Here is a 25,389-nt window from a genome sequence, read left to right as displayed (position 1 = left end):
CTTACCTTGCTGTGCGGTCGCTTTCGGGGGTCGCGATCACGCCATTCGGATCGGGCGCTGACGCAGGAGTGACAGGGCTCCGCTAACTCGCAGTGCGCGCCGCGTCGCACAGCGCCGCGACTCCGGCGGCGTCGGTCTCGAAATGGTCGAAGCCACCGGGCGCGCCGAACTCGGCGAAGTCGACCTCGGTGTCGTGGCCGGGCAGTCCGGGCACCGGAATGCGCACCGCCGCATGCAGATCGCGGGTTCCGGTCAGTTCGATCACCCGGCGCGCGTTGTCCGCGCGCAGACCGCCGCAGGCCATCACGTCGATGCGGCCGTCGGCCAGGCTCACCAATCGGCCGATCAGCGCCGCCCCGTCGAGCACCGACTCCTGGCGGCCGGAGGTCAGCAGCCGGGTGAAACCGAGTTCCAGCAAACTGTCGAAACCGGCGTACGGATCCGCGCACACATCGAACGCGCGATGGAAGGTGACCTCCAGATCCTCGGCCGCGGCGAGCAGTTCGGTATTCGCGGCCCGGTCCACGTGGCCCTCCTCGTCGAGCACGCCGATCACCACCCCGTGCGCACCCGCCGTGCGCACCCGCTCGATATCGGTGCGCATGGTCGCCACCTCGTCGGCCGAATAGCGGAAGTCGCCGGGGCGCGGGCGGATCAGCACATGCACCTGGGTGTGCCCGGCCGCCGCCACCGCGGCCTCGATCAGACCGGGGCCGGGGGTGAGTCCGCCGATGGTCAGGCCCGAACACAGTTCGACCCGGGTGACCCCTGCTCGCTCGGCGATGCGGACCCCGCCGAGGGACTCCACCCCGATCTCGACCCGTACCGTCCGCGCATCCGTCATACCTTGCAGTATGGCGAATCCGCGCCGAACATGTTGCCCGAGATTTGCCAATTGGCACGGAACGGTCGGTGAAATCCGCCGGTGAACCCCTGGTCGGGGCACCGAAAACGAGCTGGGCGGCGCTACCGAATCGGTAGCGCCGCCCAGCTCAATCAGGTTCGGCCGCCCGGTGTTTCGGGCCGTCGACTAGTTCTTCTTGCCCGGCGCCTTCATGCCCGACTTGAAGCCGAGGCCACCCGGCTTGGAGGCCGGCGGCTTGGCCGCGCCGTTGTCGCCGTTGCTGCCGTTACCGCCGTTGGTGCCCGCGGCCGCAGCCGTGGTCGCCTCGGTGGCAGTCGGCTCGGCGACCGCGGCCGGCTCGGCCGCAGCGGGCGCGGACTCGGCCGCAGCCGAATCAGCCGGAGCCGAATCAGCCGCAGCCGCAGGCGCTTCCGGAGCCGCGGCCGCCGGAGCGGAGCCCGGAGCCTTCGGTCCGGGGCGCTTGAGGCCGGACTTCATGGCCAGACCCTTGGGCGCGATCGTCGGCTTGGCCTCGGCCGGAGCCTCGGTCGCGGGAGCCGCCGGCGCCTCGGCCGGAGCAGCCTCGGCCGGAGCCGATTCCGCCGGAGCGGCCGCCTCGGCGGGCTTCGCACCCGGAGCCTTGGCCGCGCCCTTCATGGCGAGACCCTTGGCACCGGGCGCCTTGAGGCCGCCCTTCATGGCCAGTCCGCCCGCCTTGGCGGCCGGGGCCGCGGGCTCGGCCGGTGCGGCCGACTCGGCGGGAGCGGCTGCGGCGGAAGCGGTTTCGGCGGTCTCGGCCGCAGCGGCCTTCGCGCCGGGAGCCTTCAGTCCGCCCTTCATGGCGAGACCCTTGCCGCCCGGTGCCTTCGCGGCGCCCTTCATGCCCAGGCCCTTGGCCGGAGCCGGGGCCGCGGGGGCCGCAGGGGCCTCGGTCGCCGCCTCGGCGGGAGCGGGTGCGGCGGCTTCGGCCTTCGCACCCGGGGTCTTCAGGCCGCCCTTCATGGCCAGACCCTTGCCACCGGGGGCCTTGAGGCCACCCTTCATGCCCAGTCCGCCACCGGCCGGAGCGGCCTTGGGTGCGGTCTCGGCGGGCGCTTCCTCGACAGCGATCTCGGCCTCGGCCACAACGGGCTCCGGTTCGGGCTCTTCGACCTTGGGCTGCTGGACGACCTTGAGATTCTCGGTCAGCACAGCGGCCTCGACGCGGCTGATGGATTGCAGCATCAGCTGCGAGACATCCACGACCTCGACGCCCTGGCCGACCTCGCCGCCGTCCTTGCGGGCGGTGACGCCGTCGGTGAGCATGACGCGGCAGAACGGGCAGCCGGTCGCGATCATGGACGGCTCGTTGCCGCCCTTCAGCGTGTCGAGGGCCTCGTCGACGCGGTCGACGTTGATGCGCTTGCCGAGGTTCTCCTCCATCCACATGCGCGCGCCACCGGCGCCACAGCACATGGAACGTTCACCGTGGCGCGGCATTTCGACCAGGGTGGAGCCCGAGGCCTCCATCAGCTCACGCGGCGCGTTGTAGATCTTGTTGTGCCGACCCAGGTAGCAGGGGTCGTGGTAGGTGACGTTCTGCGCCACCGGCGACACCGGCACCAGCGACTTGGCTCGCACCAGGCGGTTGAGCAGCTGGGTGTGGTGCACGACCTCGTAGTTGCCGCCCACCTGCGGGTACTCGTTGTTGAGCGCGTTGAAGCAGTGCGCACAGGTGACGACGATCTTCTTGCGGGCCTGCTCGACACCCTCGAACACCGAGTTCAGCAGTTCGATGTTCTGCATGGCCAACTGCTGGAACAGGAATTCGTTGCCCGCGCGGCGCGCCGAGTCGCCGGTGCAGGTCTCCTCCTGGCCGAGCACCATGAACTTCACGCCCGCGGTGGCCAACAGCTCCGCGACGGCCTTGGTGGTCTTCTTGGCGCGGTCTTCGTAAGCGCCCGCACAGCCCACCCAGAACAGGTATTCGTAGCCGTCGAACGAGTCCGCGTCCTTACCGAAAACCGGTACCTCGAAATCGATTTCGCTGATCCAGTTCAGACGGTCCTTGGAGTTCTGACCCCAGGGGTTGCCCTTGTTCTCCAGGTTCTTGAACAGACCCGCCAGCTCGGAGGGGAACTCCGACTCGATCAGCACCTGGTAGCGGCGCATGTCGATGATGTGGTCGACGTGCTCGATATCGACCGGGCACTGCTCGACACACGCGCCACAGGTGGTGCACGACCACAGCACCTCGGGATCGATGATGCCGTGCACGTCCTCGCCACCGACCAGCGGACGCTCGGCCTCGGTGCGCGCGGCCTCCGAAATCTGGTTCAGCGCACGCTCATTGGGCTTGCCCTCGGCGTCGACCAGACCGACCTCGTCGCCGCTCATGTCCTTGCGGCCACCGGCCAGCAGGTACGGGGCCTTGGCGTAGCCGTGGTCGCGCAGCGACATGATCAGCAGCTTCGGCGAGAGCGGCTTGCCGGTGTTCCAGGCCGGGCACTGCGACTGGCAGCGACCGCATTCGGTGCAGGTGGTGACGTCGAGGATGTCCTTCCAGGAGAAGTCCTCGAACTTGCCGACACCGAAGGTGTCGTTGTCCGGGTCGGCGGTCTCCATGTCGATCGGCTTGCCGCCGGACAGCATCGGCTTCAGCGCGCCCAGCGCGACCGAACCATCGGCCTCACGCTTGAAGTAGATGTTGAAGAACGCCGCGAAGCGGTGCCATGCCACACCCCAGGTGATGCTGCGGCCCACGACGAGCAGCCAGATCATCGCGGACATCAGCTTGATGAAGGCGAAGATCGAGACGAGCGCAGCGCTGGAGGGCAGGCCCTTGGCGATCTGCATGGTGAGAAAGTCACTGGCAGCGTGTGATTCGCCGGTGTAGGCGAGGACGGCGGATTTCACTCCGACCATGCCGATGCCCTCGATCAGCACGACCCACTCGACGAAGTACGCGGCGAGGAAGTTGGAGCCGCCGAAGCGCGACAGTCGCTCCGGAACGCGGGGGTGATTCAGCTGGCGAATGATCATCAGCGCGACACCACCGACGATCGTCGCGATGCCGAGAAGTTCGTCGGCCAGGTGGTAGACGAGCGTGTCGCCCACCAGTGGCCAGGTGAACGTCGGTGTGAATACCTGCCCGTATGCCTGGAATACCAGGATGAATCCGAGTAGGAAGCCGACCATGACGAGCCAGTGGGCCCAGCCGACGGTGCGGAACTTCACCATTCGCGTGTGCGCCGCGAATTCCTTGATCATGGTGGTGATTCGGGGGCCGAACGGGCGCCATCTGTCCGGTGCTGATTGACCGACACGGATCGTTTGGACGATGTTGCGGACACCCCAAACGAACGATGCCCAGCATGGAATGCTGACGAGCACGGCGATCGTGCCCAACGTAATCGTCAGGGCATTCATGTCGCGACCTCTCTTACGGTTCTACGAGCGATGACGAGGTGGCCTGGTTCCACCTCGGGTTGCACGTATCCTAATGGACAGTAAGTTACTCGCCGGTAACTTAACTGTCCAGGGTTTCCCACACCGTAAATCCCGGCAAATCGCAGCGTTAACAAAGGGCAGGCTTACTTCGAAACCTGGTGTGACGCATGAAGTAACGAATCTCGCAAATCGTAGGGTCTTGGACTAGGCTCACGCTGTCCGACAGCTGTGCGTACCTTCACATGCTCGGGGAGGATACGTCCTAGCGCGTGGCATGGCCCGAGGGAAGCCGGGCCTCGCGTGGCGAAGGTGCGCACGACGCTTTACCTGATGACGGAATGGAAACCAACCGAATGAAGCTTCGCAGTACCACTGCGGCTGCTGCCCTGGTCATCGGCGCAATGACCGTCGGCATGACGACGGCCCACGCTGATGATGCTCCCGCGCAGCCCGCGGGAATCGATTACTCGACCAAGCTGGTGGACGGCAAGACCGTTGTATCGACGCTGAAGAACGGCACGTTCGAGCTGGCACAGCAGGACGGTGCCACTCCCGACGCGCCGAAGCAGACGATTGTCACCGTCAAGGACGGACAGGGCGCGCAGGTCGTGTCCTTCCCGCTGTCCTTCAGCGTGCAGGGCACCGATATTCCGGTGAAGGCCGACCTCAAGAACGACGCCAAGGTGCTCGAGGTCGTGCCGGAGAAGCCCGCGGGCTTCCAGCCGAGTGACCAGAAGCTGGTCGCGAACCTGAAGCCCATCGCCTCGGACACCGAGAACGCCCGGGCGATGAACGACTTCTCGACCAAGTTCGGTCTCGCGGTCGGGATCGGCACCTTCGTCGGCACCGCCGTCGGCGCGATCGTCGGGTTCCTGTTCGGTCTGCCGCTCTTCGGTGTCGGCGGCCTGCTCGGCCTGCCGACCGGTGCGGCCATCGGTGGCATCCTGGGCACCATCGCCCTCGGTGGACCGACGCTGCTGGCGGCGGGCATCGACCTGCTCAACACGGTGTCGGCGGCGCCCGGCACCACCCGCTGGTCCGATCAGGCGCAGGCGGCGCAGCAGGGCCCCGCGTCCACCGCTACCCCGGTTGCCCCTACGGCCAACTGAGCGGAATCGCACAGTCGTTCGGCCCGTCCCTTTTCAGGGGCGGGCCGAACGCGTTCCCGGACAAAGTTTTTCGCGGTCCGCGCGCATTCACTCCGGCAGTGGGACCGCGCCGTCGAAGGACACCGTGCCGCGCGCGTGGCCGAAGCGGTCGAAGGTGCGCTCGGTCATCGTGAAGGTGCCGTCCTCGCGGACCAGAAGCACTGTGCTGCAGCGGGTTCCATGGATCTCGTGGGAGACGAAGCGGGCCGAGGCGGCGCGTTCGGCCGCCAGGTCCAAGCCGGACTCGGGGAGTTCGGCGTCGGGGGCCTGGGCGCGGTCGGCGAGCACCGCTAGATGGGCGTCGACGTTCTCGGGATCGTCCGCCGCGACCTGATGCAGCGCTCGTACGCCGCTGCGCACCTTGGGCCACGCGGGGGTGGGTAGACCGCTGTCGACGGTCCCATCGGGCCGCAGCGAGCCCACCAGGGCCGCATTGGACAGGCCGTGGAAGCCGGGCGCGAGTTCGCGCGGGGCGCGGTCGCTGCGATTGCTGTGCCACCACAGCGTTTCCAGATCGGAGACGATCAGATTGAAACCGTTGTAATCGTCGGGCGCGGCGGACACCCCGCGGGCGAACTTCTCCGGCACGGTTTCGCCGCGCAGGAAATCCATCATGAGCGCGCCGCGGGAGCGGGCATCGGGGCGGGCCTCGTTCGGTCCGCGCACATTGGTGACGGTGGCGAAACGGTGGGTGTCGCGCTCGACGCCCAGCCAGGTACCGGGCAGCGGGCCGCCGGCGCCCCGGTCACGCCCGGCCAGCAGTCCGGGAACCTCGTCCCACCAGCGCAGCGATTCGGTTGGGCGGGTGAAGAACTCGTCCCGGTTGGCGGCCACGATCAACCGGTAGCCCGGCCGGGCCCGCCATCCGAGCAACACCAAACACATACCCACCAGCATGCCCGACCGCGGCGGTTCCGGCCCATGCCCAACCCCGCCCGCACCACGCACCCCTGCCGCCCCGCCGCTGTCACTGCGACGCGCCCGGAACGCCGCGCGGACCCCCGGATACGCGAAAAGGCCGGCAGCGCTGGGCTACCGGCCTTTTCGAAGGGCGTGGATCAGTTGGTGTTGACCCGCAGACCCGGGTTGTCGGAGAGCACCGTGCTGACCGGCTGCGCGAACAGCTGCGGGGTGTTGCCGGTGATCAGGCCGATCAGGTTGGGGATCTCGCAGATCGGGTAGTCGGCGACCGAGGAGGCGCTGGAGATGCCCAGGGCCAGGGTGCCGGTGACGATCGGGCCGCCCGAATCACCGGGCAGGGCGCAGATATTGGCCGAGAACGACTGGGTGAGCATGCGGTCGCCGACCTGCACGGTCTGGTCGACGGCGTTCACCACGCCGCAGCTGAAGCCGGTGCGCGAACCCGACTTGCAGACCGGAGCGCCGACCACGGGCACGGCCACACCGGTGATCGCGACCGGCGCGGCGTTCGGGACGCGAACCAGGTTGTTGGTGAAGCTGTCGCGCGACTGGTCGTTCACCGAGATGATCGAGTAGTCCTCGTTGCCGAGCACCGACTTGCCGAACACGCCGACCTGCGGGCCCAGCGTGTCGCTGCCGGCCAGCTGGTAGACGGCCGGCGAGTTGGCGCCGGGGGTGGCCGCGATGTTCGGGTTGCAGTGGCCCGCCGTGATATTCACGACGTTGCCGTTGCCGTCGGTGCCGTTGAAGCCGAGCGAGCAGCGCAGCGACATGCGACCGGCGACCGAGGCGAACGAGTCACCGGCGGCCAGCTGGCGCGGGCCCGCACCGGCGATGTCGCCCGCCTGCGGCACGTCGACGCTCTCGCCGCCGGCCGGGGGCGCGGTCATCACGATGACGCGGGTCGGGTCGACGAAGCCGGGCAGCGGCAGGTCGGCCTTGTCGGCGCGGACCGCGATGGTGTTGTTCATGGCGTCGATGGCCACGCCCCGGATGGACTTCGACACGTCCGCGGGCTGATCCTTGAGCCAGGTCTGGAAGGCGTTCTTCTCGCCGCGCAGCGTGCTCTCGCTCTTGGCCACGTCCTTGACGGTGAAACCGGCGTCCTGGGCGGCCTTGCGGGCCGCGTCGGTGCCGTCGCCGGGGGCCAGCGCGACGATGGCCTTGCCGGTCTCGTCCAGCCACGCGCCTGCGTACGCCTGCGGGAACTGCCGCTGCGCGGTGGTGGCGAAGGTGGCGACCTGCTGCGCGACGTCGGCGCGGTGCAGGTAGTCCTGCGGGGAGATCTTCAGGTCGCGGGTGATGGCCTGGATGAGTTCGGCGGGCATATCGGGGGTCGCGGGGCTCGAGGGTTCCGCGTGTGCGCTTGCCGCCAGGGGTCCGGCCATGAGAATCGCGGAGGCCGCGATCGCTGCTGAACGGGCTAGGGACCGCGGGCGTGGGCCTGCGGAAGGCATGGAAAGACGCATACGTGGCAGGAGCATGAGCCGACTATATGGTGTCGGGACCGTTATGCCTACTTATTGCGAGGTGACGTTTCGGTATTCGCGCGGCAAACAGCGGGCGTGTCGGATTCAAGCACATTGCGAAACTTGTCCGATTCTCGCGCATCCGGCTCGCGTGAGTTCGCGGCCCACGAGGTGGGCCGCGATCGCTCAGGTGGTGGAACGGGTCCGCACCTGAATTCCACTACCGATACCGCCGCCGGAATTGGCGTCGATTTCCGCGAGAATCGGGCGCACCGGGATACCCAGCGAGGCGGTTCCACCGTACTGCGCCAGCTGCGTATTGGCCTCGTTGCAGTTCGGCGCGTCGGCCGCGTTCGAACCACTGGTGATGCCCAGCGCCAGGGTGCCGGTCACGATCGCGCCACCGCTGTCACCGCCCAGGGTGCAGGCACTGGAGGCGAAGCCGCGCACCGTCTTGGACTGGCCCTCCGCGGTGAACAACTGGGTCTCCACCCGGTCGGCCACCACGAAACCACAAGTGAACGTGGAGGATTGACCCGACTTGCAGACCGGCGCGCCGGTGATCGGGTCCGCCACACCGGTGATGGTGAGGGTGGTGCCGTTGGCGCCGCGCACCGACGGCTGATCCATGCCGCCCCGCACCGCGTCGTCGTTGAGCTTGATGACCGAATAGTCCAGGCCGCTGCGGCCACCCAGGTTCGAGGTGACGAAGCTGCCCACCTGCGGACTCGCCAGCAGATTCTTGGTATTCGGCAGATACACGTCCGCCGGGGCGCCCTTCTCGACATTCGGATTGCAATGTCCGGCACTGATGTTGAGTGCGTTGCCCGCCGAATCCACACTGTTGAATCCGAACGAGCAGACATCCACGGTGTGCAGCGCGGAATCACTGAGTGCGGTCGGCGCGGTGATATAGGTGTCGCCGCCCATCGGCCGCCGCTCCACCGGGCCGCCGCTGTTCGGCGAGAGGATCACCTTGATATTCGCGATCAGCGTGGGCAGGTTCAGCAGATGTCCGGCGGGCGTATTCGCGACGCTGAGCACCAGCTGGCTGTTGAGGAAATCGATGGCCACCGAATTGATGGCATTGGAGATGTCGCTCGGCAGGCTGCTGACCCAGCGCTCGAGCTGATCGGCCCCGTTCTCCAGCGTGTCGGCGCTGATCGGGGCGAGCCGGGTCTGGTAGCCGTCGGCGGCCGCGATGCGCGCGGCGTCGACCGAGGTGACCGCGAGGACCGGCTTGCCGTCGTTGCCCAGCCAGGCGCCCGCGAAGTCGTCGGGGCGCTGGGTGCGGAACTCCGTTGCGTAGCCACGCAATTGCTGAGCCTTCGAGGCACGGTCCAGATATTCGGCGGGCGTCATGTTGAGATCGCGCTGAATGGCCGTGACCAGCTCGGGCGGAAGTTTCTCGGCGGCAAGTTGATCGGGCGCCGCGGGTTCCGCGGATGCGGTGCTGAGCAGGGGTCCGACGAGAACGGTCGAGGCGAAAGCGATGGTGGCTGCTCGAACCGTGGCGCGGCGCGCCATGAACTTGCGCATGGAGTCCCTTCGTAGTGCACCAGCAGACCGACCGTTCCGGTTATTTCCCGGAAGGTCGGTCAGCGCACCACTTTAGGGCACAAACCTCGGAAGGTCTCTACGAAATCAATGGGGAATCTGTCCCCAGGGATCCTGTACCTCCGGCGGCGTCGGCAACGAGAACGTCGGGACCGGCGGATACTGGTAGACCGGCGGGTACGGGCGCGTGGTGGTGGGCGGCGCGGGGCGGGTGGTGGCCGACGGCGGGTCGGTGGTGGGCGGCGGCGTGGTGATCGGGACCTCGCTCGTCACCGGCACATCGGCGACATCCACCGGCGGCGGCGCGGCGGCCGTCGGATTCTCCGAACCGGTCGGCGGCAGCAGCGGGGGCGCGGTGCCCGCGGTGGCGACCGGTTCCGAACGCACCTCGCCGCGCGGCGGGCCGGGCGTGGAGTCGTCGTTGTGCAATACCGTCGCCACTCCGAGGCCACCCAGGAGCAAACCGATCGCGGCCGCGGCGGCGGCGATGATGTACGGGCCCCGGGAGCCGCGCGGGCGGCCGAGCACCACCGCGGGCGAGGCCCGGGTGACCACCGGTTCGGCGGCGGTGGCGGCGGGGACCGCGGGCACGGCGGCCGAATACGCCTGTGCCAGCGGCAGATAACCCTCGAGCGCGGGCAGGACGTCGGTGACGTCGGCGGCATTGGCGGTGGCCGTGGAGGTATCGGGCGGGGTGAGGCCGGCCGGGGTGGACAGCACCGCCGCCAGGGCCGCCCGGGCGGCGTTGTAGGCGAGGGATTTGCCGGTGTCCGAGTCCGGCTGGGGTAGGTCGCGTTCGCTGACCAGCACCACGGCCTTCAGACCCAGGTAGTCGAGGGCCTCGCGCAGGGCGCGAATATTGGCTTCGGGCCAGCCGGTCGGGTGGGTGGCGTAGAACTCGGCGGGCCCGTTGAGGTGATCGGCCGCCAGATTGATCAGGCAGAAGGCGGCGGTGGCCATCAGATCCTCGGCCCGGTAGGCCTCGCCGTCGTCGACGGAGATACCGGCCGGATCGCCGACGGTCGTGACGAAACCCCGGATGGAATGCGAATGCCCGTCCGGCTGGTCGCCGCCCAGCACCGCATCCCCGTCGTCGGACATGTGCAGCACGGATTCGCGCACGATGTAGTGGACGGGCAGGGTGGCGTCGTCGCCGGTGACCACGGCGACGACAGATTCGTCGTCGGCGATCCGCAGGCCCACGCCAGTGGCCATCGTCGTTACCTCATTCGATGCGTCCGGGTCCTCGCTCGCGCCGAGGTCAAACGAGGAGCGAACCGTGACCCATGGCGCGAAGCATTGACAATAACTCCGAACGCGACCCGGCACCGATTCGACGTCTCATCCGGGCCACGTGATGTTCCACGGTTTTGGCCGAGATGTAGAGGCGGGCGCCGATCTCCCGATATGTCAAACCGAGGAGTACCAGTTCGGCGACTTCCCGCTCGCGTTCGCTCAGCACGGTATCGGAGATCGGTTCGGGGCGCGGCTGCGGGGCGGCCGGGACCGGCGGGCGGGCCGGGGACTCCGGCGGGCGGGACTGTGCGCGCACCATGCGGGCCAGTTTCAGCAGCGCGGTGGCGGTCGCGGAATCGTGGGCGGCCAGCGCCGCCTCACTGGCCAGCCGCGCGCCGTCCCAGCTCAGACCCAGACCGGCCAGCCGCGCCACCGCGGCCTCCACCGGTTCGCGTTCGACCTGGCCGCGCAGCACCAGCACCCAGGTGCGCCCCGCGTCGGCGAGGGCCGCGGCCTGTGGGTCGCCCGTCGCGGCGGCGGTCTTGAGCCGAAACGCGTGCGGCAGCAGAGCTTCCGGGCTCTCCTGGGCGAGGGCAGCCTGAATCGCGTACCAGTGGAAGGCATTCGACCAGGCGGGCGGCTCGTCGAGGCGGCGCAGCAGTTCACCCGCCGCGGAAACCAGTGCCGACACCCGGCTTTCGTCACGCAGCCGGATACCGGCCAGCCACAGTTCACCGATCGGCAAGAGCGTCAACAGATCCGCGCCCACCTCGTCGAACAGCGGATACGCCTGCTGCCAGGCCAGCGCCAGCGCGGTGTGATCGCCGCTGCGGCGGGCCAGGCCCACCGCCACCCCGTAGGCCAGCAGCCGATCGCGCGGATCCAGCACCGCCGCATTGACTTCCGTGAGCAGCGCGGCCGCCGACTGCTCGTCGCCACCGAGCATCGCCACCCACGCGCCCAGCACCAGCGACTGCGGATCCCGGCCCGCGCCGCGCAGCGCGTCCGCCGCCCGGCGCGGATCACCCAGGCTCAACGACAGCAGCACCGCGATGGACACCGCCGAGCACGGCAGGAATCGATCGCCGCCCTGATCGGCCGGGCTCAGTCCCGAGTGCGCGGCCTGGATCAGCGACGACACCGCCGCCACCGCCGCACCCCGCCGGGACGCGACCGCGGGCGCGGCGGCGGCCGAACGGGTGGGACGGCTCGGTGTGGTCGCCAGTGCCTGCATCTCGCCGGTGAAACCCGTTGGGGCGCGGACCGCTCCGAATCGGTTCGGGTCGGCGTCGGGGTTGCTCGTACGGGCCGCCGCACTGTTCGTCCTCGGCACCGCCTTCATGCCGCGAGGATCGGTGTACGGATTCCGACCGCCGTCCGGTGTGGCAGAGACCGCGGGGTGTGCGAAATCTGTTGTGGCCGCGTGCACCAGCGGGAGGCCAGGGACGATCGGCAGGCCGGGCTCGGCGGGGACGCCGAGGTCCGCCACGATGCCGGGTGCGCCGACGGAGATGGAATCGCAGAGAGCGTCGGCGATCTGGCCCGCGCGGGCGGTCGCCCCGGTGGGCGGCCAGTGCGCCGCCGTGGCCGACAGGGCACGGGCACCAGGCGCGTCGCCGGTCAGGGACAGCACGGTGGCGGCGACCGCCCAGTCCGGTCCGACCCGGGCGGGGCCGAGCCAGGTGTAGAGCTGGGCGGCGCGGGCGGTCAGGCCGCGCCGAGTCCACACGCCCGCGCAGATGCGCACGGCGGCAGCCAGATCGGCGGGTGCGACCGAGGCGCGGGCCAGCACGGGTTCGGCCAGGCGCAGCGCGGTGTCGCTGTCACCGCAGCGGGCGGCGGCATCGGCCCAGCGGATGGCGAGCCCCTCGGGATTCGCGCCGGCGGCGGCCGCTGCGGCATAGTGCCGGACCGCCTCGTCGCCGGCCTTCTCCGCACTGGCGCAAAGGAATTCGGCCAGGCGCGGATCACGGACCCCGGACTCGGCCAGCAGCAGGGCGGTGTTGTCGCGCAGCAGGCCCGCGTCGAGCCGGGCATGCAGCAGCCGCCGGGCGACGGTGAGGAAACGGCGATCCCCGACCAGGGTGCGCAGCGGGGCGACGGCCGGAGTCAGCAGCAGATCGGCGTCGGTGACCAGCGCGCTGCCGCGGGCCCGATCCACCAGATCCTGTGCGGCCGTGGGGGACAGATCGAGGACCTCGGTGAGTTCGCCGGTGTCCAGGCCCGCGCCGATGGCCGCGACCACCAGGGCGTCGAGCAGGTCGGGGGCGGCGTCGTCGAGGCGGGCGCGCGCCCACGCCGCCACCGCGGTGTCCACGGCGGCCACGCCCGCGTCCAGGCGGGTGGCGCAGGCCGCGGTCAACGCGGCCACCACGCCGCCGTGGATGCCCGCGGTCTGGCGGTGGATGTGCTGGGCCAGGCCGCGCGGCACCATCATGCCGAGTTCCCTTGCGAACGGGGCGATCTCGGTCGCGCCCAGGGCGCGCAGATCCAGCACCCGGCCACGCCGCGCCACCAGATCGGCGAGTGCGCGCAGTCGTGCGTCGTGCGGCCGGGGCCGCAGCGCGATCACCACCGAGCAGACGCCGGATTCGGCCGCCCGGCACAGCAGGTCGAAGGCGGTGGGGCTGAGGCTGTGCGCGTCGTCGATCACCAGCGCGGTGCGGCCACCCATCGTCCGCACCAGGGATCGGTGTGTCACACCGGATTCCGGCGGTCCGGCCGGCAAACCACGCGCGGGCGCGCCTTCACCGGGCCGACCCGCCGGTCCAGACCGTGCGGTCGCCGGATAGCCGTCCGGCCGCGGTGAATCCTCGTAACCGGAGGGCAGGGCGTGCGCCGGATTGTCGGTGAGCGTGACGCCCCGGGCCCGCAACCGGGCCCGGATCGCGCCCAGCAGGGTCGACTTACCGGTGCCGGAGCGGCCGCGGATCAGATAGAGCAGGGGGGTGGAGTCCTCGGAATCCAGTTCCCGGAATATCTCTCGTGCGCACGGGAGCGAATCGAGTGCGACGGGGGTGCTGCCTGTCACGAAGAACCAACTCTCAACCGCCGGTGTGCGGAACTATTTGATCGGGCACCGAACCCACGGCGTTGCCGAGGCCGTTCAGGAGGCCCGGAACTACCGGCACCTGCACGGTGGGCACGGTGGGCTGCTGGAACGTCGGCAGCTGTGGCGCCGGAACGGTCTGCACGGGCGCGGGCGCCGGGTTGGCGGGCGCTGGATTCGCGGGGGCCGGGGCCGGGTTGGCCGGTTGCTGATCGCCCGCCGGATTCTGCTGCGGTGCGGGCGAATTCGCCTGACCGCCGGGGACCGCCGCACCCGGAGCCGCGGCGACGGTGGTCGTACCGGGCTTACCGTTGCCCGGCTGCGTGGCCTTGGTGGTGGCCGCCGGTTGGCCGGGTGCGGCCGGTTGCGTGGTGACCGTGCCCGGGGCCGCCGGAGCGGCAGCCGTGGCGGTGGTGGTCGAAGTCGCCTGCGGCGTCACGGTATTGGCGGGCGCGGATTGCGCGCCGGTGCCCATGGCGAGGGTGCCGGTGGCGACCGCCGCCACCGCGAGGGCGGCCGCGCCGATCACGGCCACCCGCTTCCAGTGCCGGAAGCCGGTGGGGGGTGCTTCGGTGGGGAGGGTCGGCAGGGCCGGGGTCGGCGTGCGCACCGGCGGTACCTCGTCGACGGTGCGCTCGGGTAGCGCCACGCTCGCCGAATGCGACGGTGCCGCTGGGACATTCCCGATATCGGCGGGTTCATGATTCTCGGCGAGTGCCGGCGCGGCGTGCGCACCCGCGGGCACGACGGCCGGATTCGCCTGTGTCTCGGCGATATCGGCGAGCAGGTCGGCCGCCAGCAGGGCCGCGCCGTGCGCGCTGAGATGCGCCGGGTCGGCGGCGGCCGCGACCGGGATGCCGAACTCGGTGGACAGCAGCTCGGTGACCAGCGGGATGCTGGCGCCACCACCGGTGAGCAGGAAACCGTCCAGGTCCGCGCCGCTGACACCGGCGCGGCGCAGGGCCTCGCGGACCAGCTCGGTGGACTTCAGCAGCGGGCCGCGGAAGAGTTCTTCCACATCGTCGCGAACCAGCCGCACGTCGGTGGCGCCGAGAGCGGGCAAACGGACCGAAACCACCGTGGCGGTATTTTTGGAAAGCGATTCTTTCGCATTTTTGCAGCGAATCCGCAGGGTGGCCAATTCCTGTTCCACCGCGGGGTCGAAAGGATCGAAATCTCTTTCGCCGATCGCATAATCCAGCACGTACCGCATAGTGAGCAGATCGAATTCCGAACCGGACACCGAACTGGTACGTACCGGTTCGCCGAGCAGTCCGGACAGGGCACCGGTACGTACCACTGAAACGGTCAAACCGGTCGCGCCGAGATCGTAAACGACCATCGCGCCATCATGACTGGATTCGTGTACTTCCTGCAGCCAGCGCATCGCCGCCATCGGTTCCGGGACCAGGGCCACCGAATCCAGGCCGGAGGCGAGCAGCGCGGTGCGCTGCACCTCCACCGTGTGCTGGGTCCACCAGGCCGGGTAGCAGGCCACCGTGGCGGCCGCCGGACCCGCCGCACGGGTCACGGTATCCACCGCGCGCCCGACCGCCGCCGCCACCAGATCCGCTGCGCGAACAGCGGATCCGTCGCGGGTGCGGATGTCCACGGGGTCCCCGACCCGGGACAGGAAGCTCTCCGGAACCTCCGGCTCCGACCCCAGCGTGCTGGGGCCGATATGAAGTCTGCGTTGTCCCCCCGAAGTCGTCACGGCGACGGTATTCGACGCTCCGACGGTGATGCCGAGCGCCAGCCCCTGACTCATTTCGAGTTCCCCTGTCGTTACCAAGCGCGCGCCGGGTGAATCGCACGCCGCTCGAAAGCTGTTCGGTCCGATATGTACGAAATCGTGATGCCGGGCCAGGTGGCCCACCGAGCCTGTCGGTTGCCCGGGGGTTGTCGTTACCGTCTCGAAGCCGACTTTGGGGAAATTCCCCTAATGTTCACCCACCCCCCTAGGCGCCCGCCGCGGACGCGGGGGGAGTTCGCCCCGTTACGGCGTAACGGTTCCGGTTCCTAACGTGAAAGGAAATTCGAGCAGCGCGGGTCACTGGGGCCCGCCCACCGAGGGAGACGATTCGCCATGAGCCCCAACGCAATTCTCGAGTTCATCCTGAACCTGCTGCGTGACCACGACGCGGCGGTCAATTACTGCACCAATCCGGGCGCGGCCCTCGCCGCCGCCGGACTGGACGCGGTGACACCGGAGGACATCGCCGCCGTGGCGCCGATGGTGGCCGAGTCCGCACTGGTAGCGGGAGGTTCACAGCTCTCCGACATCATCGCCGCGGGCGGCGCCGGCGCGATCGGTGGAGCGCTCGGCGGCGACGCCGGGCTGAACGGGTCCGCCGGGCTCGGCGCGACCACCGCGGTCAATGCGGGTGCGTCGTCGAACATCGGCGCCAATGCCGGGCTCAACCTCGGCGCGGCGACCGCGACCGCCACCCAGGTCTGCCTCGCCGGCGATGCCGGAACCGGCCTGGAACTGGGTCTCTCCAATGGGATCGGCGCCGGGGTCGACGCGGCCGCCGGGCTCGGCGCTGGTCTGACCACCGGTCTCGGTGGCGCACTCGCCGCCGCCGGTGACGTGGCCACCGGCCTCGAAGCCAACCTCGGCGGCGTCCTGGGAGCACAGGCCGCCGCCGACCTGACCTCCACCCTCACCGGCGGCCTCGACGCGGGCGCGGGCCTGCAAACCGGTCTGCAGGGCGCGATCGACGCGGTCACCCAGGCTGGAGCCAACCTGACCACCGGCCTCGCCGGAGCCATCGGCGCCGGAGCCGACCTGGAAACCGGTCTGGGCGCGGGCCTTTCGGCCGCCGCGAACGCCGCCGCCAACGCCGGACTCGGCCTCGGCGGCGCACTCGACTCGGCCGCGAACCTCGGCGCGGGCGTGCAGACCGGACTCAATGGAGCACTGGACGCGGGCGCGGGAGTGCAGACGGGTCTCAATGGAGCACTCGGTGCGGCGACCGGCGTGGGTGCTGATCTGCAGACCGGTCTGAACGGTGCGGTGAACGCGGCCGGTGGACTGGGCGCGCAGCTCGGAACCGGGCTGGACACAGGGCTTTCCACCGGCCTCGACGGTGCGGTGAACGCGGGCGCGCAGCTGGGTACCGGACTCGATGCGGGCCTGAATGGCCTGGTGGGGGCGGGAACTCAGCTCGGCGGTGGGCTGGAGACCGGACTGAACGGTGCCGCGAATGTCGGTGCCGGATTGAATGCGCAGCTCGGAAGTGGTTTGGAAACCGGGCTTTCCGGTGCGGCGGACGCACTGGTCGGCGCGGGCAGTCAGCTCGACACCGGAATCAACGGCGCGCTGGGCGCGGGTACGCAGGTCGGCGCGGGCCTGGAGACCGGGCTGAACGGTGCCGCGAATGCGGGTGCGCAGCTGGGTACCGGGCTCGACGTGGGAATCAACGGGCTGGCGAATGCGGGCGCGGGCTTGGACACCGGGCTCAATGGTGCGGCAAACCTGGGTGCGCAGCTCGGAACCGGCTTGGACACAGGGCTTTCCGGGGTGGGTGACCTGGGTGCGGGTGTGCACACCGGACTCGACTCCGCCATCGGAGTGGGCAATCAGCTCGGTGCGGGTCTGGAGACCGGCCTCAACGGTGCCGGGAACGTCGGAACCGGGCTCGGCACTCAGGTCGGCGCGGGTCTGGACGCGGGGATCCACAACGCGATCGGTGCGGGGACCCAGCTGGGTGCGGGGCTGGAGACCGGGCTCAACGGGGTCGGGAATGCCGGTGTGGGGCTCGGTACTCAGGTCGGGACCGGTCTTGATGCCGGGATTCATGACGCGGTCGGGGCGGGGACCCAGGTGGGGGCCGGTCTCGAGACCGGGCTCAATGGGGCCACCGGGATCGGGGCGGGGCTGGATACTCAGGTCGGGACCGGGTTGGACGCGGGGATTCATACCGCGACCGATGCCGGGGCGCAGCTCGGGACGGGGCTGGATACCGGGTTGACCGGGGTCGGGAACGCGGTGGCGGGGCTCGGGGGTGGGCTGGATACCGGGTTGTCTTCGGCTGGTACCGCCGGGGTGCAGGTCGGTGGGTTGGACACGACCGCGCATACCGGGGCTTCGGTGGATGCCGGGCTGCACGGGGTTACCGCGGCGAATCCCTGGGCGGGCGTGGACGTTTCGCAGGCGTTCGGGGCCGGGGTGCAGGGTGGCGGGGACGCGTCGCTGTTCGGCGGCGGGGACTCGCACACCGGGGTCGACCTCGGGACGCATCCGGGTGGCGACATCATCGGCGACATGCTGCATTCGTAGACAGGTCGGGTGATGCGGGAGTCGCTCACCGCCACTGGTGAGCGACAACCGGGACGAGAAGGCAACGGCGGGAATAGGTTCGGTAGAGACGTGACGAGCATGATGGCGGCGAACCCGCTGCTGACGATGTTGACGGAAACCATCGCGATGGCGCGCGCCGCCGAACGCGGGGATCTGATCGCGCGACTGGAGACCGTCGCCGGGAAGGTGCGTGATCCGCGGCGGCGGATCGTGGTGGCCGGACTGGGCAATCAGGGCAAGAGCCGGTTCGTGAACGCGCTGATCAACCTGGAGGTGTGCCCGGTCTCCGACGACGTGGGCACCGCCGTCACCACCGTGCTCACCCACGGGTCCGAGACGCGGGCCACCGTGGTGGTGGCCGGATCCGACGGCGGCGAGGCCACCCGGGAAGCAGTGCCGTTCTCGCAGATCGGCCTGGTCACCGCCCGCACCCCGCAGGGCCGGGCGGTGCTGCGGCTCGAGGTGGAAGCGCCCAGTCCGCTGTTGGCGGACGGCATCGTGCTGGTGGACACCCCGGGACTGGGCGCGCACGGCGGCACCGGAACGGCCGGTGTGCTGGGGCAGGCGCCCGCCGCGGACGCGGTGCTGGTGCTCACCGACGCCTCCACCGAACTCACCGATCCGGAGGTGGATTTCCTGCGGCAGCTGCGGGAACTGTGCCCGGCGGTGGCGGTGGTGGTGACCAAGATCGACCTGTATCCGCACTGGCGGCAGGTGTTCGAGGCGAACCGGAAACATTTGCGCGCCAACGATATCGAGATCCCGATGCTGCCGGTGTCGGCACTGCTGCGCGCGCACGCCATGCGGTTGCAGGACGAGGGCCTGGGGCGTGAGTCCGGGTTCGGGCTGGTGTTCCAGTTCCTGCGCGAACAGGTGGTGGCGCGGGATCAAGCGGCGATGCAGCGCACCGTCGCCCTCGATATCTCCTCTGCCGCAGAGCATTTGGCGCTGGCCATCGGCAGTGAACTGGTGGCGCTGCGGGATCCGGAGCGCGGCGCGGCAGCCATCCGCGAATTGCAGTCCGCGCGTGCGACCGCCGAGCAGCTGCACCGCAGCACCGCGGCCTGGCAGCAGACGCTGGGCGACGGCATCACCGATCTGGCCGGGGACATCGACCACGATCTGCGCAACCGGCTGCGCGATATCGCCCGCACCGCCGAGGACTGGATCGACACCACCGATCCGGGTCGGCACTGGGAGCGGATGGACGAATGGATCACCGCCACCGTGGGTTCCGCGGTCGGTGACAACCTGGTGTGGACCGGCACCCGCGCGGTGAAACTCGCCGAGCAGGTCGCCGCGCACTTCACCGAAATGGGTTCGGTGGACCTGCCCGAGGTGGGCGACACCCTCGACGGCGACTCCCGCGCCGAGGCCTGCACCCTCGCCGACCTGGAACCCGACCTCGGTTTCGGGCACAAGGTGCTGGTCGGGGTGCGCGGTTCGTACGGCGGCGTGGTGATGGCGGGCATGGTCGGCACCATGGCGGGGATGGCGTTGATCAACCCGATCTCACTGGGCGCCGGAGTCCTGCTGGGCGGCAAGGCCTTCCGGGACGACAAGGCGGCGCGACTGGCCAAGCGCCGGGCCGACGCCAAGATGGCGGTCCGCCGCTATCTCGACGACATCGCCTTCCACACCGGCAAGGAGACCAAGGACCGGCTGCACCGCATCCACCGCATGCTGCGCGACCATTTCACCGCCATCGCCGAGCGCACCCTGCGCTCCCTCGACGAATCACTGCGCGCCGCGCAGGAGGCCGCCAATCTGGAGGCCGCCCGCCGCACCGAACGCGCCACCGAACTCGACCGCCGCCTGCGCGTGGTGGCCGAACTGCGCCGCCACGCGGGCGCGCTGCTCGGCGACGCGGCCCCCGCACCGGCTGCCATCGCCGCGCCTCCCGCCGCACCGCAGCTTCCGCCCGCCCGGGCCTGATCGGTTCACGCGGACGGCCGCCTGCCCGCCTACGATTGCCCCGGCGGTGAGACGCGCTCGCGCGCCTGTCCCGATCCACTCGGCAAACGGGTGTGGTTCACATCTGGGAGTCGGCTGTGAGGGTGGGGGAGATCTGCTAACGATTGCGTGAGCGCGGGCGAATGCCAGGCGAATGCGTGGAGGTGCGGAGTGCTTCGGAATCGGGAGCCTATGAGGGACGACGCGAGTGGTGTCGGGTATGGGCTGGTGCCGGAGACCCGCGGCCTGGTGGCCGCGGCACGCCGGGCGCTGGCCGACCGGCAGCGGGTGCGCGGACAGCTCGACGAATGCGCGCGACGACTGGACGAGCCGCTGCGGGTGGCGCTCGCGGGCCAGCTCAAAGCGGGTAAGTCGACACTGTTGAACGCGCTGGTGGGACAGGACATCGCACCCACCGACGCGACCGAGTGCACCCGGCTGGTGACCTGGTACCGCAACGGTGCCGCACCGCGGGTCACCGCCTACGCGGGCGACGGGGCTCGCGCCGATGTGGTGGTGCGGCGCGGTCGCGGGGCCGACGGGCTGCCGGGCGCGCACGGGCTCACCTTCGACCTGTCGACGTTGCGCTGGAACGCGCCCGCGCCCCGCGAGGTCGATCACCTGTCGGTGGAATGGCCGTCGAGCGAGCTCACCCAGACCACCATCATCGATACGCCCGGCATCTCGTCGCTGTCGCGGGAGGTGTCGGCGCGCACCTCGCAGCTGCTCACGCCCGGCGGGCACGGGACCGAGCTGCCGAGCGCGGACGCCGTGCTCTATCTGCTGCGCCGCCTGGACACCGCCGATGTCGACTTCCTGGAGCGGATCGGCGGGAACGGTGCGGGATCCGGTGTGGGACAGGGGCTTCCGGCGCGGGCCTCCGGTCCGCTCGGGGTGATCGGCGTGGTGTCGCGGGCCGACGAGATCGGCGCGGGCCGCATCGACGCCCTGCATTCGGCGCGGGACGTGGCCGCCCGGTTCGCGGGTGAGCTGGAGCGAACCGGCCTGTGCCAGTCGGTGATTCCGGTCGCGGGCCTGCTCGCCTTCGCGGCTGCCACGCTGCGGCAGCGCGAGTACGCGGCCTTCGAGGCGCTGGCCGCCGTCCCCACCGACGACCTCACCGCGGCCCTGCTGTCGGCGGACCGTTTCGCGCATCCGGAGCTGCCGCTGCCGGTGCCGCCGGAGCTGCGGGCACATCTGGCGGCGCGCTTCGGCCTGTTCGGAATTCGCTTGGCCGTCACCCTGATCCGGTTGGGTGTACGTGGCGCGCAGGCGCTGGCTTCGGAACTCACTCAGCGCAGCGGTCTCGACGAACTCCGCACCGTCCTCGACGTCCAATTCGCCCAGCGCGCCGACGAACTCAAGGCGCACTCGGCCCTGACCGCCCTGGCCCGCATCCTCACCGCCAACCCCGGCACCGCTGCCGACACCCTGCTGCCCCGGGTGCGCACGCTGCTCGCGGATGTCCACGGCTTCGCCGAACTCCGGCTGCTGTCCACCCTGCGCACCGACGAACTACCCCTTCCCCCAGCCGATCTCGCCGAAATGCACCGCCTCGTCGGCGGCACCGGCGTGGCCCCGGCCCTGCGGCTGGGTCTGGCACCCCACACCGACCTGGAGACGCAGCGCGGTGAAGCCCTTGCCGCCGTGCACAAATGGCGTTCCCGGGCCCGGCACCCCCTCGCCGATCAGCAGCTGTCGAGCGCCTGCCTGACCGCCGCCCGCAGCGCCGAAGGGCTCCTGGAAATCCTCCACGAGCCCCCGACCACGCCCTTCCGCGCCATCCGTCCGAACCACTGACCGATCACGCGGGCGTCCGCCGCACCGAACCTGCCGCGTACCGGTCGGGTGCTAGACGGTGAACTGATAGGGGACCAGCACCGACCGTTCGACCCAGGCGAGGAACGGCACGTACGCCGACGGTGTGAAGACCGTTATCGTGACACCGGCCGTGGTGCCCGCGGGTAGGCGCGTCACGTCGACGTCGAAGGGGATCGGGTCGCCCGGCGTCCGGGTCGCCCGCAGGTACACCTGCTGCTCATTCCACTGGGGCAGTGGATCGTTCACCGCACCGGAGGTCGATCGCACCACCATCCATTGATTGCAGGTGTCGGGCTCCGCCGACCCGGCCGCCAAGGCGCCGATGCCCAGCGACTGCAGATTGACCTTCAGGTGGCCAGGGTTGGCGGGATCGGTTTCGGCCCAGATCCGATAGTCGATCCGGCATGCGGCGTTGTCGCCGAAGACGAAGCTGTTCTGCCACGCGGGCGCCAGACCCAATGGCGGCGGTGTCGGAGCGACGATATCGGCCGAGGCGACGGCGGCGGACCCGGCCGCGATCGACAGACCGGCGGTGGCGATGACGAGCGTCCGGAGGATTCCGGTGGGCAGGCGCATGATTTCCCCTCAGGTAACTTTCAGCTAACCACCTTTCCGGCTGATCTCATACGTTGTCAATGTGAGGTTCATCGGCCCTGACCTGCGGTGATGCGTTCAGCCGGTCAGGGCGTGGTTCGGTCGCTGCGCGGGTCGACGAGGATCTTGGCGTGGTGTTCGGGGGAGGCCAGGGTGGTGAAGGCGGTGTCGATGCCGTCCAGGCCGACGGTGCCGGTGATCAGTGGGGAGGGATCGACCTTGCCGTCGGCGATCATGTGCAGGGTGTCGCGGAATTCGCCCGGGTCGTAGCCGAGCACGAAGCGGACGTCGATCTCCTTGTTGATGGCCGTCGCCGGGTGGAAGGTGTCGGTCTGCATGCAGACGCCGACCACCACGACCCGCGTCATCGGCGGTGCGTCGGTGAGGATCTGGTCGATCATGCCCGGGACACCGACGCATTCGAACACCACCGGACCGGCCGGCCCCTGCTGGAAGGTGTGCGCCGCACGGAACAGGTACCACCACGGGACCCCGGGCACCCGGGTGAGCTTGTCCATGGCGTCGAAGGCCAGGTTGAGGAGGTCGTTCGCGCCATTGATGCGAATCTTCTTCGGCGATGCGCCCCAAGGTGATTCGGTACCGGGGTCGACCACCACATCCGCACCGCAGCGGGTCGCGAGTTCGCGGCGGCGGGGCGAGAAGTCGCTGGCCACCACGGTGCGCACGCCGGCGGCCTTCAGCATGGAGATCACGGCCAAGCCGATCGGCCCACACCCGATCACGAACGCGGTCTGCCCCTTACCGATTCGACTGCGCCGCACCGCATGCCACCCCACCGCCATCGGCTCGGTCAGCGCCGCATGGTCGGCGGACAGTCCGTTGGGAACAGCCAGCGTCACCGATTCCTGCACCACCACCTGCTCGGCATACCCGCCGGACGCAGCCGCCGACAGTCCCGTGAGCTGTGGCGCCCGCCCCTGCCGCACGATCGGCATCGCGACCACCGGCGTCCCGGTCTGCCACCGGCGGCGGGTTCCGGGCCCGTATTCGACTATGTCCCCGGTGAATTCGTGCCCCAGCACGATCGACTGACCCGACCGCATGAAGTTGTCATACCCCGTGGCGGCGGCCAGATCGGCGAGCTCGTCGCAGTGCAGGCGGGCATGCAGGTCGGAGCCGCAGATCCCGCAGCGGGTGACGTTCACCAGCACTTGGCCGGTCCCTGGCACCGGTGTCGGCAGGTCTTCGACCCGGAATTCGCCCTTGGTTACAACAGCCGCGCGCATGTGGACTCCCCTCGGCAGATGGTGACGGAGTTGATTGTTCTCCGCCACGAGCCGCGGGTCCGGTGATCGCACCGAACCCGCGGTTGCTTCGTTCGTATCCTGCCAGCCGGGCGGCGGGCCGGGAACCTCTCAGACGCTGATCAACTCGTCATCGGCCTCCTCGTGGACTTCCAGGCGGGTACTGCGCGGCAGGGCCAGGAAGCCGATGCCTACCAGGGTCATGAGGGCTATGCCCCAGGTCAGGGTGTGGTCGAAGGTGTGGGCGAAGTTGACTGCGTTGGCTTCGGTGCCTGCGGTGGCGAGGGTTCGGGCGACGTCGGGGGTCGGTGGGGTGGATTGGCAGCTGGCGGGGACTGCTGAGGGGTCGGATTCGGCGGAGCGGGCTTGTACGCAGGCGGCGAATCCGGCGAGGATCTGGTCCTGGGCGGGACCGGGGACTCCGGCTGCGGTGAGTTCGGTGCGGGTTTGTGCGGCAACGGATTCCACGCCTCGGGACGAGTCGTGGTCGAGTTGGCCGAAGAAGAGGATGCCGACCAGGGCTACGCCGAGGGCCATGCCGAGTTGCTGTCCGGTGTTGAGGAGGCCGGAGGCGGCTCCGGCTTCGCCGTCGGGGATTTGGCCGAGCAGCATGTCGATGGTCGGCGCGACCACGAAGCCGAAGCCGATGCCGGTGACGATCAGCGGCAGCACCATCTGCCAGGACGCGAAATTGGATTCGTAGTGCGAGGCCAGGCCGCCGTACAGCCCGAAACCGGCCGCGGTGACCAGGATTCCGGCCAGCAGGACCCACTTGCCGAAGCGGGGTGCGAGGGCGCTGACCGAGACTCCGGCGCCGATGCCCGCGCCGACCGCGAAGAAGACCGAGGTGAGGCCGGCGCGCATGGGGGACCAGCCCAGACCGGCCTGCATGAACAGGGTCCAGGTGAGGAAGAAGCCGCCGAAGCCGATCCAGAACAGCAGCCAGCTCGCCAGGCCCACCGTGAACGGGCGGGAGCGGAACAGGGTCAGGTCGATCAGGGGGGAGCCGATGGTGCGGGCACGCCACCGTTCGTAGACCAGGAAGGCCGCGAAGACGGCGGCCGCCGCGCCGATCATGACGAAAGTCCAGGCGGGCCAATCCAATCGGCGGCCCTCGGTGAGCGGGTAGATCAGCAGCAGGATCGCCGACACCGACAGCACCATGCCGACGATGTCCAGCCTGGGTGCGTGCGGGGCCCGCGAATCCCGCATCACCACGGCCGCGGCCGCCAGCGCGAAGATCCCGACGGGGACGTTGACCAGGAAGATCGGCCGCCATTCCAGGCCGAACAGGTTGCCCTGCACCAGCAGTCCGCCCAGCGACAGTCCGACCGCCGAGGCGGATCCGCCGACCCCGCTGTACACGGCGATGGCCTTGGCGCGCTCGTGCTTGGGGAAGGTGACGCGAATGATGGCGAGGATCTGCGGCACCATCAGCCCGGCCATCGCGCCCTGCACGAAGCGGGAACCGATCAGCAGGCCGGGTGAAGTGGCCAGGCCGCAGGCCAGCGAGGCCAGGGTGAATCCGGCCATGCCGAGCAGGAAGAGGCGTTTGCGGCCGTAGATGTCGCCGAGGCGGCCGCCGGTGATCAGGACCGCCGCGAAGGACAGCACGTAGGCGGCGATGATCCATTCGATCTGCGAGTAGGCGGCGTTCAGGTCGCGCTGGATGCTCGGGACCGCCACGTTGACGATGGTGACGTCGAGTAGATCCATGAATCCGGCGGCCAGCACGACGGCGAAGGCGATCCAGCGGCGGGGGTCGAGGGGTGGGGTGTTGTCGGTGTCCACGGCGAGCTC

The 25,389-nt window shown here is 69.8% G+C and carries 15 protein-coding genes; 4 read left to right on the top strand and 11 right to left on the bottom strand.

Features of this window, described 5'->3' with window-relative positions; translation table 11 throughout:
* Positions 1-82: 82 nt before the first annotated feature.
* Complete coding sequence (locus tag OG300_RS30500; protein ID WP_405486893.1) at positions 83-844, bottom strand: copper homeostasis protein CutC; 762 nt, start codon at positions 842-844, stop codon at positions 83-85.
* A 186-nt stretch (positions 845-1,030) separates the two neighbouring features.
* Complete coding sequence (locus OG300_RS30495; protein WP_405486891.1) at positions 1,031-4,252, bottom strand: (Fe-S)-binding protein; 3,222 nt, start codon at positions 4,250-4,252, stop codon at positions 1,031-1,033.
* A 374-nt stretch (positions 4,253-4,626) separates the two neighbouring features.
* Here OG300_RS30495 and OG300_RS30490 point away from each other — a divergent pair, with 374 nt between their 5' ends.
* Positions 4,627-5,382, top strand: coding sequence for a hypothetical protein (locus OG300_RS30490; protein ID WP_405486889.1), 756 nt, complete (start codon positions 4,627-4,629; stop codon positions 5,380-5,382).
* An 87-nt stretch (positions 5,383-5,469) separates the two neighbouring features.
* Here OG300_RS30490 and OG300_RS30485 read toward each other — a convergent pair whose 3' ends face one another.
* The 6 genes from OG300_RS30485 to OG300_RS30460 all read right to left on the bottom strand — a co-directional run bounded on the left by OG300_RS30485 (position 5,470) and on the right by OG300_RS30460 (position 15,421).
* The gene (locus OG300_RS30485; protein WP_405486887.1) at positions 5,470-6,306 is read right to left on the bottom strand and encodes an NRDE family protein; all 837 of its coding nucleotides are present in this window, start codon (positions 6,304-6,306) and stop codon (positions 5,470-5,472) included.
* A gap of 173 nt (positions 6,307-6,479) precedes the next feature.
* A complete protein-coding gene (locus OG300_RS30480; protein WP_405486885.1) occupies positions 6,480-7,730 on the bottom strand; it encodes a S1 family peptidase in 1,251 nt (416 codons plus the stop codon).
* A 267-nt stretch (positions 7,731-7,997) separates the two neighbouring features.
* Entirely contained in the window at positions 7,998-9,350 is a 1,353-nt protein-coding gene (locus OG300_RS30475; protein WP_405486883.1) for a S1 family peptidase, read from the bottom strand.
* Positions 9,351-9,455: 105 nt separating this feature from the next.
* Positions 9,456-10,583: a hypothetical protein gene (locus OG300_RS30470; RefSeq protein WP_405486881.1), complete on the bottom strand. Its 1,128-nt coding sequence runs from the start codon at positions 10,581-10,583 to the stop codon at positions 9,456-9,458.
* Positions 10,584-10,629: 46 nt separating this feature from the next.
* Positions 10,630-13,635 carry a LuxR C-terminal-related transcriptional regulator gene (locus OG300_RS30465; protein ID WP_405486879.1) on the bottom strand — a complete coding sequence of 1,002 codons (3,006 nt, stop codon included), beginning with the start codon at positions 13,633-13,635 and terminating at the stop codon, positions 10,630-10,632.
* A 13-nt stretch (positions 13,636-13,648) separates the two neighbouring features.
* Entirely contained in the window at positions 13,649-15,421 is a 1,773-nt protein-coding gene (locus OG300_RS30460) for an Hsp70 family protein (RefSeq protein WP_405486877.1), read from the bottom strand.
* Between the two features lie 318 nt (positions 15,422-15,739).
* Between OG300_RS30460 and OG300_RS30455 the strand changes: the two genes are divergently transcribed.
* From OG300_RS30455 to OG300_RS30445, 3 genes are all read left to right on the top strand, one after another.
* Positions 15,740-17,935, top strand: a complete 2,196-nt coding sequence (locus OG300_RS30455) for an IniB N-terminal domain-containing protein (RefSeq protein ID WP_405486875.1) — start codon at positions 15,740-15,742, stop codon at positions 17,933-17,935.
* Between the two features lie 99 nt (positions 17,936-18,034).
* Positions 18,035-19,891 carry a dynamin family protein gene (locus tag OG300_RS30450; protein ID WP_405498735.1) on the top strand — a complete coding sequence of 619 codons (1,857 nt, stop codon included), beginning with the start codon at positions 18,035-18,037 and terminating at the stop codon, positions 19,889-19,891.
* A gap of 210 nt (positions 19,892-20,101) precedes the next feature.
* Entirely contained in the window at positions 20,102-21,709 is a 1,608-nt protein-coding gene (locus OG300_RS30445; RefSeq protein ID WP_405486873.1) for a dynamin family protein, read from the top strand.
* 51 nt (positions 21,710-21,760) lie between these two features.
* On the opposite strand, the gene OG300_RS30440 is transcribed toward OG300_RS30445, so the two are convergent.
* From OG300_RS30440 to OG300_RS30430, 3 genes are all read right to left on the bottom strand, one after another.
* Complete coding sequence (locus OG300_RS30440; protein ID WP_405486871.1) at positions 21,761-22,306, bottom strand: hypothetical protein; 546 nt, start codon at positions 22,304-22,306, stop codon at positions 21,761-21,763.
* A gap of 104 nt (positions 22,307-22,410) precedes the next feature.
* Entirely contained in the window at positions 22,411-23,571 is a 1,161-nt protein-coding gene (locus OG300_RS30435) for a zinc-binding dehydrogenase (RefSeq protein ID WP_405486869.1), read from the bottom strand.
* A gap of 129 nt (positions 23,572-23,700) precedes the next feature.
* Positions 23,701-25,380 carry an MFS transporter gene (locus OG300_RS30430; RefSeq protein ID WP_405486867.1) on the bottom strand — a complete coding sequence of 560 codons (1,680 nt, stop codon included), beginning with the start codon at positions 25,378-25,380 and terminating at the stop codon, positions 23,701-23,703.
* Positions 25,381-25,389 lie beyond the last annotated feature (9 nt).

Source organism: Nocardia sp. NBC_00511, from assembly GCF_045161165.1.
GTDB lineage: Bacteria > Actinomycetota > Actinomycetes > Mycobacteriales > Mycobacteriaceae > Nocardia.
This window is presented reverse-complemented; position numbering and strand designations above follow the sequence as displayed.

Bases quoted from the DNA above. Each gene is read 5' to 3' on its own strand.
- OG300_RS30485 (WP_405486887.1), bottom strand. From the start codon at position 6,306: ATGTGTTTGGTGTTGCTCGGATGGCGGGCCCGGCCGGGCTACCGGTTG.
- OG300_RS30435 (WP_405486869.1), bottom strand. From the start codon at position 23,571: ATGCGCGCGGCTGTTGTAACCAAGGGCGAATTCCGGGTCGAAGACCTG.
- OG300_RS30445 (WP_405486873.1), top strand. From the start codon at position 20,102: ATGAGGGACGACGCGAGTGGTGTCGGGTATGGGCTGGTGCCGGAGACC.
- OG300_RS30450 (WP_405498735.1), top strand. From the start codon at position 18,035: ATGATGGCGGCGAACCCGCTGCTGACGATGTTGACGGAAACCATCGCG.
- OG300_RS30440 (WP_405486871.1), bottom strand. From the start codon at position 22,306: ATGCGCCTGCCCACCGGAATCCTCCGGACGCTCGTCATCGCCACCGCC.
- OG300_RS30470 (WP_405486881.1), bottom strand. From the start codon at position 10,583: ATGGCCACTGGCGTGGGCCTGCGGATCGCCGACGACGAATCTGTCGTC.
- OG300_RS30500 (WP_405486893.1), bottom strand. From the start codon at position 844: ATGACGGATGCGCGGACGGTACGGGTCGAGATCGGGGTGGAGTCCCTC.
- OG300_RS30475 (WP_405486883.1), bottom strand. From the start codon at position 9,350: ATGCGCAAGTTCATGGCGCGCCGCGCCACGGTTCGAGCAGCCACCATC.
- OG300_RS30460 (WP_405486877.1), bottom strand. From the start codon at position 15,421: ATGAGTCAGGGGCTGGCGCTCGGCATCACCGTCGGAGCGTCGAATACC.
- OG300_RS30495 (WP_405486891.1), bottom strand. From the start codon at position 4,252: ATGAATGCCCTGACGATTACGTTGGGCACGATCGCCGTGCTCGTCAGC.
- OG300_RS30480 (WP_405486885.1), bottom strand. From the start codon at position 7,730: ATGGCCGGACCCCTGGCGGCAAGCGCACACGCGGAACCCTCGAGCCCC.
- OG300_RS30455 (WP_405486875.1), top strand. From the start codon at position 15,740: ATGAGCCCCAACGCAATTCTCGAGTTCATCCTGAACCTGCTGCGTGAC.
- OG300_RS30490 (WP_405486889.1), top strand. From the start codon at position 4,627: ATGAAGCTTCGCAGTACCACTGCGGCTGCTGCCCTGGTCATCGGCGCA.